The organism is Sunxiuqinia rutila, assembly GCF_050589705.1.
GTDB classification, from domain to species: Bacteria; Bacteroidota; Bacteroidia; order Bacteroidales; family Prolixibacteraceae; genus Sunxiuqinia; species Sunxiuqinia rutila.
Map to the genome: position 1 here is coordinate 21,571 of NZ_JBNGOT010000026.1, position 13,386 is coordinate 34,956.

The following is a 13,386-nucleotide window of genomic DNA, read 5'->3' on the forward strand; positions in this document are numbered from 1 at the left end:
TTCAAAGTTTAAAGTTTCAAGTTGCCCAACTCGCAACTCACAACTCGTAACTCATAACTCGTTCTAAGGAACTTCAATCGTATTCAAAATATCTGTAATGATTTCTTCGGATGTGATGTTGTTGGCCTCGGCTTCGTAACTTAAACCAATGCGGTGGCGCATTACGTCGTGACAAACGGCACGCACATCTTCGGGAACCACATAGCCCCGGCGCTTAATGAAGGCGTAGGCTTTGGCTGCTTGTGCCAGGCTGATACTTGCACGGGGCGATCCTCCGTACGAAATCATGTCGGCATATTTTTCGAGCTTGTATTCTTTGGGTTCGCGGGTTGCAAAAACAATATCGACAATGTATTTGCTTATTTTTTCATCCAGGTAAACGTCTTTCACCACATCGCGGGCATTTAAAATATCTTGTGGTTGAAGGATGGTTGTTGCCTTGGGGAATTGCTTCAGCAGGTTCTGCTGAATAATCATTTTTTCTTCTTCCTTTTTCGGATAATTGATGACCACTTTCAACATGAAACGGTCAACCTGAGCTTCAGGCAGCGGGTAGGTTCCTTCTTGCTCAATGGGGTTTTGGGTGGCCATTACTAAAAATGGTTCCTGCAATTTGAAGGTTTCATCGCCAATGGTAATCTGGCGCTCCTGCATGGCCTCCAGTAAGGCCGACTGCACTTTGGCGGGGGCCCGGTTAATCTCGTCGGCCAAAACAAAGTTGGTGAAAATAGGCCCTTTTTTAATGATGAATTCTTCGTTTTTCTGGCTGTAAATTAGTGTTCCCAGCAAGTCGGCAGGTAACAGGTCAGGGGTGAACTGGATGCGGGCAAAGTCGGCATTAATGGTTTGCGAGAGGGTGTTAATCGCCAAGGTTTTAGCCAATCCCGGAACCCCTTCCAAAAGGATATGACCACCGGAAAGCAATCCGATTAATAAGCTTTCTACCAGGTGCTTCTGACCTACGATGACCTTGTTCATCTCCAAACTGATCAAATCCACAAAAGAACTTTCTTTTTGGATTCGTTCATTCAATTCACGAATATCAACTGCTTGATCCATATTTTAATTATTTGTTTCGATTTTGGTTCACGAAAATAGTTTAATGATCTTCTAAAAAGGATGTAACTTTGTTAAAAATTGTTAAGTTAACTTCCCGCTGAAAGAGCTGTAAAATTAATAATTTCAGACTTCCATTCAGCCTTTTAGCTTATCTTTTTTACATTTGCGGAAAATGCTATGTTTTGAAACAACGATATTTTATAGAGTTAGCTTATAATGGAACCCGTTTCCATGGTTGGCAGGTACAGCCCAATGCCAAAAGTGTGCAGGAATCGCTGGAGAAAGCGCTGAGTACGATTTGTCGGGAATCCATCGCTGTTACTGGTGCCGGGCGAACGGATACAGGGGTTCATGCCAGTTATTTTGTAGCCCATTTCGAGTCGGAAAAAACCGCTCTTGATCATCCGGATTTTACCTACAAAATGAACAGTTTTCTGGGGCCTGACCTGGTGATTTTTCGAATCAGCAAAGTTGGTCCGCAGGCGCATGCCCGTTTTGATGCCACCTCGCGAACTTACCATTACTTCATCAACCAGCGCAAGGATCCGTTTGCCCGCGAAACTTCCTGGTATTTTACCCGTCCACTTGATGTGCACCAAATGAATGTGGCTTGCGCGGTTTTGTTTGATTACATCGATTTTACCAGTTTCAGTAAGTTGCACACCGATGTGAAAACCAACAACTGTCAGATTTATTATGCCCGGTGGGTGGAGAAAGACCAGCAGCTGATGTTTACTATTAAAGCTGACCGTTTTTTGCGTAACATGGTTCGGGCTATTGTGGGAACCATGGTGGAAGTGGGACAGGGAAAGCTTGATATTCCCGGATTCCGACAGGTCATTGAAGCCAAGGACCGGGCTCTTGCCGGGGCATCCGCGCCGCCTCAGGGCTTGTTTTTAGCCAATATTGCTTATCCCGAAGATGTCTTTCAGCGTATGGAAGATTAATTGGTGCCGTTGGACCTGGAGGTGAGCAACAATTGATTTTATTTAAAATGCCTGTGTGTAGTTTCAATTTTCAAGTTGAAGTGTCGATTTTTGAAAATTTAGCAGCAAAATCTGTTTGTTGAGCGTCAGTTTTTATTTAAAACCTGACAATTTATATTGTTTCTTTGGTCTGTGCTGCTAATTTTGGACTTCGAAAAAAAGAACTAATAAATCGATACCATGCAGAAGCATTTGTTATTAGGAGTTGAAGCTGTCGGACAGGGAGCGATTGACGGTGGAATGTCAGGCGTTTATGCTTATCCGGGTACCCCTTCAACCGAAATTACTGAATATATCCAAGACAATGAGTTAGCCATTGAGCGTAAGCTCCATAGTAAATGGTCGGCGAACGAAAAAACAGCTTACGAAACCGCTTTAGGAATGAGCTATGCCGGTAAGCGAACGATGGCTTGTATGAAGCATGTAGGCTTGAATGTGGCTGCCGATGCCTTTATCAATTCGGCCATTACCGGTGTAAATGGCGGTTTTGTGTTGACTGTGGCCGATGACCCATCCATGCACTCTTCGCAAAACGAGCAGGATTCACGGTATTATGCCAAATTTGCCATGATTCCGGTTCTGGAGCCAAGCAATCAGCAGGAAGCTTACGATATGGCACGCGAAGGATTTGCGCTTTCTGAAGAAACAGGTGTTCCGGTGATGTTAAGGATTACAACCCGTTTGGCACACTCCAGAGCAGGAGTAGCCATGAAACCGGTTTTGGATGAAAACCAGCTGAGCATGCCTCAGGACTCCAAGCAATTTGTGCTCTTGCCGGCTATTGCCCGTCGTCGGTACAAATCGCTGCTTGAAAAACAGGCGGCTTTTGTTAAACTATCTGAAGAGTCAGTTTACAATCAATACATTGATGGCGACGAAAAAAGCCTGGGAATTATTTGCTGCGGGATTACCTACAACTACCTGATGGAGAATTACCAGGACGAGGCTTGTCCTTACCCGGTATTGAAAGTGTCACAATATCCGCTTCCTGAAAAACAGCTGAGAAAGCTGGAAGCCGAGTGTGATGAGATTTTGGTATTGGAAGAAGGTTATCCGTTGGTTGAAGAAGACCTGAAAGGTTACTTTGCGAATGGCACTCAAATAAAAGGACGTTTGGATGGTAGTTTGCCGCGTGATGGCGAGCTGAATCCGGATTTAGTTGGAAAAGCACTCGGGAAAGAAATCTACCAGGGAATTCCTGTTCCCCCGGTAGTGGCGAACCGTCCTCCGGCTTTGTGTCAGGGATGTGGTCACCAGGATGCCTATGAAGCGATGAACGAAGTGCTGGCCGACTATGGCAAAGGGCGTGTTTTTTCGGACATTGGCTGTTATACGTTAGGTGCTTTGCCTCCTTACGAAACGATCAATTCCTGTGTGGATATGGGCGCATCCATCACCATGGCGAAGGGCGCGGCTGATGCCGGTTTGGTTCCTGCTGTTGCGGTTATTGGAGACTCCACGTTTGCCCACTCTGGCATCACCGGTTTGCTGGATGCGGTGAATGAAAAATCGAACATTACGGTTGTCATTTCCGACAATGAGTCGGTTTCAATGACTGGTGGACAGGATTCATCAGCCCAGGGGAAAATTGAAAGTATTTGTGAAGGCCTCGGCGTTGATCCGGCACATATTCGTGTGATTGTGCCATTGAAAAAGAACCATGCCGAGTTGGTTAAGTTATTCCGCGAAGAGCTGGAATTTGATGGGGTGTCGGTTATTATCCCACGTCGTGAATGTATCCAGCGTGCCAGCCGTCGCAAAAGAAATCAAAGTCGTCATGCCAACCATTAAAAATTGAAAACATGAAATCAAACATTATATTAGCCGGGGTAGGCGGACAGGGAATTTTATCGATTGCCGCTGCTTTGGGAACAGCTGCCCTTGAAAATAATTTACACATTAAACAGGCCGAAACGCACGGCATGAGCCAGCGTGGTGGTGCGGTAGTTTCGCACATGCGCATTTCAGATAAACCCATTGCATCGGACTTAATTCAGATGGGAACAGCCGATCTGATTCTTTCTGTTGAGCCGATGGAGGCTTTGCGGTATTTGCCGTTTTTATCTGAGCGGGGTTACCTGGTAACCAATACGACTCCTTTCATCAATATTCCCAACTATCCGGAGTATGAAAAGGTGATGGAAGAAATTCATCGCTTGCCGCGTTTTGTGGCCATCGATGCTGACGGAATTGCCAAAGAAGCCGGTAATGCCCGGGCTTCGAACATGGTGATGTTGGGAGCTGCCAGCCCGTTTATCGATATTGATTTTAGCAAGTTGGAAGACGGAATCCGGGAAGTTTTTGCCCGCAAAGGAGAGCAAATTGTTGAAGTTAATTTAAAAGCAATTCGTGCCGGACGTCAGTTTGCACAGGAAAACAAGTAATTCAAGCTTGAGCTTTAAGGTTATAAATGGAGGTTCAATCTTACCGATTGGGCCTTTGTTTTTAGCGGCTTTATGTGTTACCTTGGTCGCTTCATACGAACAAATACTACTCAAAATAATACAGTTATGAACCAATTCGTTTTAAGTGGTTTAGCAGCGCTTTCTGCGCTTACTGCCTGTCAGTCTGCGAAGCAAGGCAATGAAGAAAACAAGCCTGCAAAACCAAACATCGTTTACATTTTGGCAGATGATTTGGGCTACGGAGATTTAAGCTGTTACGGACAGCAGAAATTTCAGACTCCCAACATCGACCGATTGGCCAGCCAGGGGATGCTTTTTACCCAGCACTATTCGGGAACCACGGTGTGTGCGCCATCACGATCCTCTTTGCTTACCGGAATGGACACCGGGCATGCGCCTGTTCGAGGAAATCGGGAAGTCAATCCGGAAGGACAGTATCCCATTCCTGAAACCACCTTCACCTTGGCTAAAATGTTGCAGGAAGAAGGATACACCACAGGTGCTTTTGGTAAGTGGGGCTTAGGTTTCCCGGGATCAGAAGGCGATCCGAATAAGCAAGGATTTGATGTTTTTTATGGATACAACTGCCAACGATTGGGGCATCACTATTATCCGGATCATTTGTGGAGCAACCAGGAAAAAGTGGTGTTGGAGGAAAATGCCGGACAAGCCAGAGGCGTTTATGCGCCTAACTTGATTCATCAGGAAGCACTTCGCTTTTTAGAGGATAATAAAGAGCAACCTTTCTTTATGTATTATCCTTCGATCATTCCACATGCTGAGCTATTTGCTCCAGAAGAATACATGGCCAAATTCAGAGGTAAATTTGATCCGGAGCGCAATTACAAAGGGGTTGATGGAGGCAAAGGCTTTCGGAAAGGACCTTATGGTTCTCAGCCCGAGTCGCATGCTGCTTTCGCCGCTATGGTAACTTTGCTTGATGATCAGGTGGGCGAAATCATGGCTAAGCTGGAAGAACTGGGGCTGGCAGATAACACGCTGGTTATTTTTACTTCAGACAATGGTCCGCATAAAGAAGGTGGAGCTGATCCGGATTATTTTAAAAGCAATGGCCCGTTAAAAGGGTACAAACGCGATTTATACGAAGGGGGTATTCGGGTGCCGATGATTGCCAGCTGGCCCGGAAAAATTCAGGCAGGCAGTCAGTCTGATCATGTTTCGGCATTTTGGGATATGCTGCCTACTTTTGCCGATATGGTAGGCCAAAAGGCTCCGGAAAACATTCAGGGAATTTCTCTTCTTCCAACCCTGCTGGGTGAAGATAGTCAGAAAGAGCACGATCATCTTTACTGGGAATTTCATGAAATGGGCGGACGACAAGCCATTCGTAAAGGCAATTGGAAATACGTGACTTACCAGGTGTTTAATGCTGAAAAGCAGACGACCGAACTGTATGATTTGTCAACAGACCTTGGTGAAGAGGACAATGTTGCGGATCAGCACCCCGACATTGTTGCCGAGATGCAAGCTATTCTGGAGGAAGCACGCGTTCCTTCTGAAGCTTTTCCTTTCGGGCAAAACGAATAGTAAACAAAAGGGACCATAGCCTTTCAAACATGTTTTTATCTTGAAAGTAGATGTTCCCAAAAATGATACAGCAAAGAGCGGTACTTTAAAGCCGCTCTTTGCGTTCTTTGTTCCAAATAACAATAATTGTTTAAGCTAAAAAGGATGTTAAACAAGAAACAGCGTAAAACACTTCGAAATATGTTAATGGGTTTGTTGGTGGTTATTTTTCTGGCCTTGGTCATTGCTTTAACCAACCTGATTCCGGACAACCCACTTACTGAATACCGCCTGGTTTTAGGACTTAGCTTTATTGTTGTTGCAGCCTTGGCGCGCACCATATGTGTCAGTTGCAGAGAGGAATCAGCCCCGGAGCAATAGCCGGTTATTTTCCTTCATTTTGTGCTCCGATAAGCTGCTGTTCGAAGCATAATGGGCTTTAAATTCGCCCACCATTTGATCTTTCCCTTTTTTCTTCGCTTTGGCATAAAGCGCTCCGAAATTCATATTCCGGATTCTTCTAAAACAAATTGCCGTTAAATGCGGTATAAAGAAGTTGAATGAAGACATGCAACCTTTAATACGCGTCATATGCCAATTTTCATGGATCGCCACGATGTATCGGACGAGGTAACCGCTGAAGTTGTTGCCCGCTTACACCAGCAAGATTTAGCTATTCAGAAACAATATGGTTGCCGGGGGTTAACCTATTGGTTTGATGAGCATCGGAAAATGGCCTTTTGCCTGATTGAAGCTCCTTCCGAACAACACATCATTGATATGCATACCGAGGCGCATGGCGATGTCCCCAATCAGATTATAGAAGTAGATGCCGAAGTGGTAGAATCCTTTCTCGGGCGCATTAAAGATCCGGAGAAACCAAAGGATGCGGATTTAAACATTATTGCCGACCCGGCATTCCGGACGATCATGATCACCGGATTTGATGAAACGTTTATGGACGACAGCCTTTGGATTCATGAAGGGGGAAACCCCATAAACTGCCTGCATTCGTTTAAGGACATTTTTAGCCGTTTTGAAGGGAACATTGCCCGACAGGAGAGTAATCGGTTCATTGTTTCTTTTAAGTCGGTAGCGCAAGCTGTTTGGTGTGCCATTGAAGTGCAGAGCCAATTTGAAGCCTGGAGCGATACCGCGAATTGTCCGAAGGCCATGCTAAAAACAGGAATGAGCGTTGGTGTGCCACTAACTGAGGATAAACCCTTTTTTGAAAAAGCAGTTAAAGCTGCGGAACGGATGTTTTATATTTCCAATGGCCGGATTGTCGTGTCGCACGAGGTAAAGAAGCTGTACCGAAGCGAAAAGCTGAATGTCCCGGTTGATGTCACTTTATTTGAAGTGTTAAGCACGGCTGATGAAAAGTTCTTAACCCGGCTAATGAATTACATCGAGGAAACCTGGCAGAACCCGGATTTGCATGTGGATGACCTGGGACGACATTTGGGTTATAGTCGTTCACAACTGTATCGCCGAATGATCTCGCTGTCGGGCATGTCGCCCAATAATTTTGTTCGGGATTACCGGTTAAATAAGGCGCTGGGGCTCATCAACCAGCAGAGCGGAAACATCTCTGAAATTGCTTACGAAACCGGTTTCAACAGCCCTTCTTACTTTGCCAAGTGCTTCCACAAAAAGTATGGCCTTTCGCCATCCGACTACCAGCAACAGGTAGCAGATTAAAGCCCTTTTTTTATAAGAAAATAAAAAGACCTAAATGTATTTATATTTGGGTCAATTGTGATAGCCTTGTGGTACTAACCCGTCGTACCTTTGAATAAACAGGCCTGTCTGGTTAATGATATTCATTGCGCATGAGGCTGTTTTATACTGGTTTTGCTTTCGGAAAAGTTCTCCTGTGCAAGCCTAAATAGTAACGCAAATCAAAATAAGTTATGAGTAAAAGTTTGTTTGACCGATTGGGTGGAACCGAAGGAATCACCCGAATTGTTGATGATGCCGTGGAAGCACACATGCACAACCCGGCCATTGCTGCTCGTTTTCGCCCTTATCTGGAAACGCCCGGGAAACTGGCCGAGATTAAGAAACACAGTGTTCATTTTTTCAGCGAAGGGAGTGGGGGACCCGCTAAATACACGGGGCGCGATATGCCCACCGCGCACAAGGGTATGAATATTAGCCCGGCAGAATACATGCACACGGTGGATGATATTATGGATACGCTTAAAAAACACACCATTGATGAAGAAACTCAAAAAGATGTGTTAGCTGTACTTTGGTCATTGAAAGGCATGATCATAGCTCAATAGTTCTTTAGAAGGGCTATCGTTCGGGGTAATCAACTTCGGAATACAGGCAGAGCAGAAAGCAATTCTGGTTCGCTGCCACCTAGTAAGTAATTTATAAAAATGAATACACATGGTACGTCATGTCAAAGATTTGGACCCGACCTTAATGGATGAATTTTCCGCCGGAATAAGAGGCGAAATTATTCGTCCGGAAGATGAAGCCTACGATGAAACACGCAAGGTTTATAATGGAATGATTGATAAACGCCCGGCCCTTTTTGTAAAATGTGTAGATGTTGCGGATGTAATTTACACCGTTAACTTCTGCCGGGAAAACAACTTGTTGCTAGCCGTTCGGGGAGGAGGGCATAACGCCGGAGGCCTTGGGCTTTGCGACGATGGTGTTGTTCTGGACCTGTCGGGCATCAAATATGTTCGTGTAAATGTTGAAGACAACACCGTTCGTGTAGGCGGTGGCAACCTGTGGGGAGAAGTCGATCATGGGACCCATCCTTTTGGTTTGGCTGTTCCTGCCGGCATTATTTCCACAACGGGTGTTGGTGGACTGACACTGGGTGGTGGCGTTGGCCATTTATCCCGCAAATACGGGCTTACGATTGATAACCTGCTGGAAGCTGATATGGTGTTGGCTGATGGCTCGTTTGTGACGGTGAATGAGAAGCAGCACGAAGACCTGTTTTGGGCCATTCGTGGAGGTGGCGGCAACTTCGGAATTGTTACCTCGTTCAAATTTCAGGGACATCCGGTAAAAACAGTTTTTGGTGGCCCCACCTTGTGGCCTATTGAAAAGACCGATGAAATTATGACCTGGTATCACGAGTTTATTCACCAGGCTCCGGATGAGCTGAATGGGTTTGCAGCCACCATGATTATTCCGGGACCACCGTTTCCTGAACATCTGCATGGCAAACAGTTTTGCGCGGTGGTTTGGTGCTATGTGGGCGATATGAGCAAGGCCAAAGCCGTATTTGAACCCGTATTAGCCCTAAATCCGCTTTTTGAGCATCTGGGTGAAATGCCTTATCCGGCCATTCAAACCATGTTTGATGGGCTGCTGACGCCTGGTATGCAATGGTATTGGCGGGCTGATTTCTTTGATGAGCTGGGACCTGAAGCACGAAGCCAGCACCTGAAATTTGGTTCGTCCATTCCCACACCGCTATCGCAAATGCACCTGTACCCCATTAGTGGTGCGGCTGGCCGGGTAGGCAAGGAGGCCACACCCTGGGCCTACCGAAATGCCAAGTATGCCGGCGTTATTGTGGGTATTGAAACCAATCCGGCCAATAACAATACCATCATCAAATGGTGCAAAGACTATTGGGAAGCCTTGCACCCGTATTCCCTGGGAGGCGCTTATTCCAACTTTATGATGGATGAAGGGCAGGAGCGAGTAAAAGCCAGCTACCGGTACAATTACGACAAGCTGACGAAGATTAAAAAGAAATACGACCCGACGAATTTCTTCCGGGTGAATCAGAACATACAGCCGGCCAGTTAAGGCAGGCACCCTAAGCTTGGTAAAAAGCCTTTCTTGGCTGGCTTGGGCTGGCGGGGAAAGGTTTTTTACGGGCTGTCTGCCTACCTACTTCCCAATCAGAACATGGTATGGCTGCGGAATTTCAACGCCATGCAAGCCGTTGGTCAATCCGTAAAGAATAATCATTGTGAGAATTATGCCACTTGCCAAAATAAATCCGGATTGTTGTTTTACGGAGAAGCCCAGGACCTCACGTTTCATCTTCTGGTAATGAATGGCAGCCAGGTGTCCAAAGAAGGATATGATTGCCAGTGCATAATAGGGGACGAAGAACAAGTTTGACGGAAAAGAATTCAGGCCGGCCACGCCAAAATAAAAGTTGGTATCAAGATTCAGGAGCGTGCGGCCGCTTAAAACGGCGCCAACATGAATCACCAGGAATAGGGCCAAATAAAGTCCGGTGCGGATTTGCAATTTCTCATAGAATCCGGCAACCGTTTTTCGTTTTGAAAAGAACAATTTCAGCCCTGAAATGATTTGAATGACAACGGCTGCGAGCAGGAGCGTTTCTCCCAAGCTGCTTCGGTAAATCAACCTGAATTTATCCATAAAAGCAATGTAGGTATCTACTCCAAAAATACTCAGGGAATGGTTGAGCAAGTGAATCCCGATAAAGCTGGTTATGATCAGACCGGAGATGTAATGTACCTGTTTCATCTTTTTTTCCTGCAAAAGTCGGTTCATTTTCCGACCTGTCATTTGATCCAGATCAAATTCAGCTCTTCGGATTTCTGATTCTGCTCAAGGTTTCGAGGGTTATTCCTAAATAAGACGCGATGTGGGTTAAGGGGATTCGACGAGTAATATTCGGATATCTGGTTAAAATATGCGCATACCGCTGGCTGGCCGTGTGAAAGAGGATCGACGAAATCCGCTCTCGCTGGCGCAGCATGGTTTGTGTAACCACCACCCGAATCAGTCGTTCAAAGTCGTGGTATTGGTTCGATAAGCCATCAATGGTATCTTTTGAAAGCGCGACCAAGGTCGAATCTTCAAGCAGCTCAATATAATGCGGGCTGGGAGTGTCGGTGAAAAAGCTGATGATGGAGCTTATGAATTCATTTTCAAAAGCAAACCAATCCGAAATATCTTTCCCGTCTTTTAAGTAATAAGCGCGGGCGCATCCATCAATGAGGTAGAAGGTCTTGTCAGAATACTGTCCCTCTCGCACAAGGCAGGTGTGTTTGGGCAGCGACAAAATGGTCATTTTATCCATCAGTTCCTTCCGGCACTCAGCAGACAGGGGAGAATAAGTTTGGCTTAGTGTATGAACGATCTCGTTTTGGGTCATAGCGAATTGGGGGTCAGGTGTGGCTGTTGGTGTTTGGAGCAGCGATAATCAGGGTTTAAGTCAACACCGCGTTCAGCCACTGTGCTGCGCACTGGCCGAACCCTTAATTGTTAGCAACTGCCTTTTCATTTCATTTTCATTTCTGGACTTTTTGCCAGTCCTAATGATTGCCATAAAATATCAAAATTTGGCTTTAGTAGTTTGTAAATATCTGATTCATAAGAAGGAATTTGAATAAATGGAAACAAAATCTCATTTTGCTTAAACTCTGTAAGACGCCGGGTTATATAACTATCCACAATGTAGCCTTTAACATTGTGAAAGCTATAAGAGATTAAGAAAGGAGGTTCTACTTTCATTTGATTTAGGACGAATAGTGCTTCCTTAATATTCTCGATTACTTCTTGGATGAAATCATCACCATCAAATCCCATTCTTTTGTTTTTACTAGTTTCATAAAACAATTCCGAAGTATACATTTCATAAATCCCATTCCGAAAGATTTGATTATATGATGTGATTTGATAGTGGGCTGTAGAAGAGAATGTTGCAAAACCATCAATGTTGTACATTTTATCCCATCCATTTGAATATATTGGTCGCATTTTTAGCGTAAGATTATTTTCAGCAGTTGTAAAATCTAGGATGTTATAATCTAGAAAACCATAAGGGATAATATGGATAAAAAACGCATTGTCAACTTTCAGATTTGGTAAACTTTCACAAGCTAAGACTTTTTTTATTCTGTCTTTTCTAAAGTCTATTACTTTTTCTTTCAGAATTTGATTTTGCATAAACATTTGATTTAATTCGTAAACGTCAACAGCAAATTTTCCACTATTTCGTCTTCTATAGAATTTATTTGTTTGGTTGAAGGTTACCATTGCCGGCAATCCTAATCCTTTAGGAATTCCAACGATTAAAATCTTCTTTAATTCAACTTCTACTATATTTATGATTACTTGAGATATGCTAGGTTCTGTAGAATTTTTGATAATGTCTTCTATTCGTTGAATTAGTTTGTCTGAATTTTCCAATTCAATTCCAACAATCTTTAGTGGCTTTCCCGTATTTTGTTTTTTTTCGTCTTTTTCTTCCTCTATTCCAAAAATTAGACAGCCGCCATCAGTATTGTACATTGCTGTTAAATCGAATAAGAATTCTTTTTTATCCTTGTCCGTTGATAAGTTTAAGTCACGTTTATAATCAAGACTCTTATTTTCTTGAATCTGATTGTCAATTAATCTTTTAATATCAGATTCGTTGATTTTGTCTGCTCTTATTCCGAGTAAGTACATTTGTCTTTATTTAAGGTTGTTGCTAACTAGTTTGTCTGTCAACTAAAAGTATACTTTATTTCGCTGTGGCGGAAATATTGTTAACCTTCCTTATTTTATATTTCCAAATCATCAAACGGCTTTTTAAGCCCCGGTCTCCCCCTTGTTTGAGCGTAGCGGTCACTAGGACGAGAGATGGCAACCGTTGTTTCTCTTCTGTTTTGTACTTCGCATGAATGCTAACGTTCTAGTATTTATCCATCGTCATAGCGTGCTGTTAAATTAGCAATAATAATTGATATTGCTAATCAGGTGTTTGGTCGAAAAACAAACAATGGATAAACCAGGATTGGAGGCTTGTGCGTGATGCGACTGATCAGATGACTTGGAGTCATCCGATCAGTAAGACTCCCTGAGGCTGGCGCCGATTTGTAATCGGTGTCTTGCCTGCCAACTTATGCTTTTTGAAAGCAAGACACGGGGAGAGAGCCTTACCAGCGGTCGGAATCGGCGGTTTTCGGCGCTTAATTGGAGTGGCGCCCTTTGTAAAACCCCATATGCAAGTACTAAAAACCCCTTCGGAAGGGGTTATTACCCCCTAGGTAAGTACTTTTTACCCCATGCCTAAGGGGTTTTTACCCGTTATGAATCACTTATTACCCCATCACCAAGGGGTTATTGCCCCGTAGCTAAGTAGTTTTTACCCGTTCTCAATCACTTATTAGCCCTTGGCTTGGTAGCGAAAAGCCCTGGCCATGGCGCAGGTTGACAGCTCCTGAAACAAATTCAGGAAGATGCTCAGATAGTCGGATTGTGCGTTCGACGATTTGAGCGTCTGAAAATTCATTTTTAATCCAGTTAGAAAACGCTCTTTACGCTGGTGGTTGGATTTCCTTCCATTCTCGAAGGGAAGGTGGCCCGGGAACCGGGACGGATGTGGAGTTGCTACATTTGAACGGACAGTAGGTTAAGATATGATTGTTATGAAAATTGTATCTTAGAATTATGAGTAG

The 13,386-nt window shown here is 44.3% G+C and carries 14 protein-coding genes; 8 read left to right on the forward strand and 6 right to left on the reverse strand.

The window, feature by feature from the left end; genetic code table 11:
- Positions 1-63: 63 nt before the first annotated feature.
- Entirely contained in the window at positions 64-1,059 is a 996-nt protein-coding gene (locus tag ACRD6K_RS19770; RefSeq protein ID WP_299577269.1) for an AAA family ATPase, read from the reverse strand.
- A 182-nt stretch (positions 1,060-1,241) separates the two neighbouring features.
- Here ACRD6K_RS19770 and truA point away from each other — a divergent pair, with 182 nt between their 5' ends.
- The 5 genes from truA (at position 1,242) to ACRD6K_RS19795 (ending at position 6,358) form a co-directional block, all read left to right on the forward strand.
- Positions 1,242-2,006, forward strand: coding sequence for a tRNA pseudouridine(38-40) synthase TruA (gene truA / locus ACRD6K_RS19775; protein WP_430974645.1), 765 nt, complete (start codon positions 1,242-1,244; stop codon positions 2,004-2,006).
- Positions 2,007-2,225: 219 nt separating this feature from the next.
- The gene (locus tag ACRD6K_RS19780) at positions 2,226-3,836 is read left to right on the forward strand and encodes a thiamine pyrophosphate-dependent enzyme (protein WP_430974646.1); all 1,611 of its coding nucleotides are present in this window, start codon (positions 2,226-2,228) and stop codon (positions 3,834-3,836) included.
- Positions 3,837-3,847: 11 nt separating this feature from the next.
- Entirely contained in the window at positions 3,848-4,429 is a 582-nt protein-coding gene (locus ACRD6K_RS19785; protein WP_299577275.1) for an indolepyruvate oxidoreductase subunit beta, read from the forward strand.
- A 126-nt stretch (positions 4,430-4,555) separates the two neighbouring features.
- Positions 4,556-5,998 (forward strand): arylsulfatase, encoded by a 1,443-nt coding sequence (locus ACRD6K_RS19790; protein WP_430974647.1) that lies wholly within the window; start codon positions 4,556-4,558, stop codon positions 5,996-5,998.
- A gap of 144 nt (positions 5,999-6,142) precedes the next feature.
- Complete coding sequence (locus ACRD6K_RS19795) at positions 6,143-6,358, forward strand: hypothetical protein (RefSeq protein ID WP_430974648.1); 216 nt, start codon at positions 6,143-6,145, stop codon at positions 6,356-6,358.
- Here the strand turns inward: ACRD6K_RS19795 and ACRD6K_RS19800 are convergent.
- Positions 6,341-6,568, reverse strand: a complete 228-nt coding sequence (locus ACRD6K_RS19800; RefSeq protein ID WP_299577281.1) for a hypothetical protein — start codon at positions 6,566-6,568, stop codon at positions 6,341-6,343. The genes ACRD6K_RS19795 and ACRD6K_RS19800 overlap by 18 nt on opposite strands.
- On the opposite strand from ACRD6K_RS19800, the gene ACRD6K_RS19805 reads away from it, so the two are divergent.
- The 3 genes from ACRD6K_RS19805 (at position 6,569) to ACRD6K_RS19815 (ending at position 9,766) form a co-directional block, all read left to right on the forward strand.
- The gene (locus ACRD6K_RS19805; RefSeq protein WP_299577283.1) at positions 6,569-7,678 is read left to right on the forward strand and encodes a nickel-binding protein; all 1,110 of its coding nucleotides are present in this window, start codon (positions 6,569-6,571) and stop codon (positions 7,676-7,678) included. It abuts the gene before it with no gap.
- A gap of 212 nt (positions 7,679-7,890) precedes the next feature.
- Complete coding sequence (locus ACRD6K_RS19810; RefSeq protein ID WP_299577285.1) at positions 7,891-8,265, forward strand: group I truncated hemoglobin; 375 nt, start codon at positions 7,891-7,893, stop codon at positions 8,263-8,265.
- Between the two features lie 109 nt (positions 8,266-8,374).
- The gene (locus tag ACRD6K_RS19815; protein WP_430974649.1) at positions 8,375-9,766 is read left to right on the forward strand and encodes an FAD-binding oxidoreductase; all 1,392 of its coding nucleotides are present in this window, start codon (positions 8,375-8,377) and stop codon (positions 9,764-9,766) included.
- Positions 9,767-9,850: 84 nt separating this feature from the next.
- On the opposite strand, the gene ACRD6K_RS19820 is transcribed toward ACRD6K_RS19815, so the two are convergent.
- The 4 genes from ACRD6K_RS19820 to ACRD6K_RS19835 all read right to left on the reverse strand — a co-directional run bounded on the left by ACRD6K_RS19820 (position 9,851) and on the right by ACRD6K_RS19835 (position 13,220).
- A complete protein-coding gene (locus tag ACRD6K_RS19820) occupies positions 9,851-10,462 on the reverse strand; it encodes a hypothetical protein (RefSeq protein ID WP_430974650.1) in 612 nt (203 codons plus the stop codon).
- A 58-nt stretch (positions 10,463-10,520) separates the two neighbouring features.
- Entirely contained in the window at positions 10,521-11,096 is a 576-nt protein-coding gene (locus ACRD6K_RS19825) for a Crp/Fnr family transcriptional regulator (protein WP_430974651.1), read from the reverse strand.
- A 125-nt stretch (positions 11,097-11,221) separates the two neighbouring features.
- Positions 11,222-12,394: an AlbA family DNA-binding domain-containing protein gene (locus tag ACRD6K_RS19830; protein ID WP_430974652.1), complete on the reverse strand. Its 1,173-nt coding sequence runs from the start codon at positions 12,392-12,394 to the stop codon at positions 11,222-11,224.
- 700 nt (positions 12,395-13,094) lie between these two features.
- The gene (locus ACRD6K_RS19835) at positions 13,095-13,220 is read right to left on the reverse strand and encodes a hypothetical protein (RefSeq protein ID WP_430974653.1); all 126 of its coding nucleotides are present in this window, start codon (positions 13,218-13,220) and stop codon (positions 13,095-13,097) included.
- Positions 13,221-13,386: the final 166 nt, after the last annotated feature.

Excerpts from the sequence above, each read along its gene's own strand:
- ACRD6K_RS19830 (WP_430974652.1), bottom strand. The coding sequence starts at position 12,394 with ATGTACTTACTCGGAATAAGAGCAGACAAAATCAACGAATCTGATATT.
- ACRD6K_RS19770 (WP_299577269.1), bottom strand. The coding sequence starts at position 1,059 with ATGGATCAAGCAGTTGATATTCGTGAATTGAATGAACGAATCCAAAAA.
- ACRD6K_RS19825 (WP_430974651.1), bottom strand. The coding sequence starts at position 11,096 with ATGACCCAAAACGAGATCGTTCATACACTAAGCCAAACTTATTCTCCC.
- ACRD6K_RS19785 (WP_299577275.1), top strand. The coding sequence starts at position 3,848 with ATGAAATCAAACATTATATTAGCCGGGGTAGGCGGACAGGGAATTTTA.
- ACRD6K_RS19805 (WP_299577283.1), top strand. The coding sequence starts at position 6,569 with ATGCCAATTTTCATGGATCGCCACGATGTATCGGACGAGGTAACCGCT.
- ACRD6K_RS19795 (WP_430974648.1), top strand. The coding sequence starts at position 6,143 with ATGTTAAACAAGAAACAGCGTAAAACACTTCGAAATATGTTAATGGGT.
- ACRD6K_RS19820 (WP_430974650.1), bottom strand. The coding sequence starts at position 10,462 with ATGAAACAGGTACATTACATCTCCGGTCTGATCATAACCAGCTTTATC.
- ACRD6K_RS19780 (WP_430974646.1), top strand. The coding sequence starts at position 2,226 with ATGCAGAAGCATTTGTTATTAGGAGTTGAAGCTGTCGGACAGGGAGCG.
- ACRD6K_RS19800 (WP_299577281.1), bottom strand. The coding sequence starts at position 6,568 with ATGACGCGTATTAAAGGTTGCATGTCTTCATTCAACTTCTTTATACCG.
- ACRD6K_RS19815 (WP_430974649.1), top strand. The coding sequence starts at position 8,375 with ATGGTACGTCATGTCAAAGATTTGGACCCGACCTTAATGGATGAATTT.
- ACRD6K_RS19835 (WP_430974653.1), bottom strand. The coding sequence starts at position 13,220 with ATGAATTTTCAGACGCTCAAATCGTCGAACGCACAATCCGACTATCTG.
- ACRD6K_RS19810 (WP_299577285.1), top strand. The coding sequence starts at position 7,891 with ATGAGTAAAAGTTTGTTTGACCGATTGGGTGGAACCGAAGGAATCACC.
- ACRD6K_RS19790 (WP_430974647.1), top strand. The coding sequence starts at position 4,556 with ATGAACCAATTCGTTTTAAGTGGTTTAGCAGCGCTTTCTGCGCTTACT.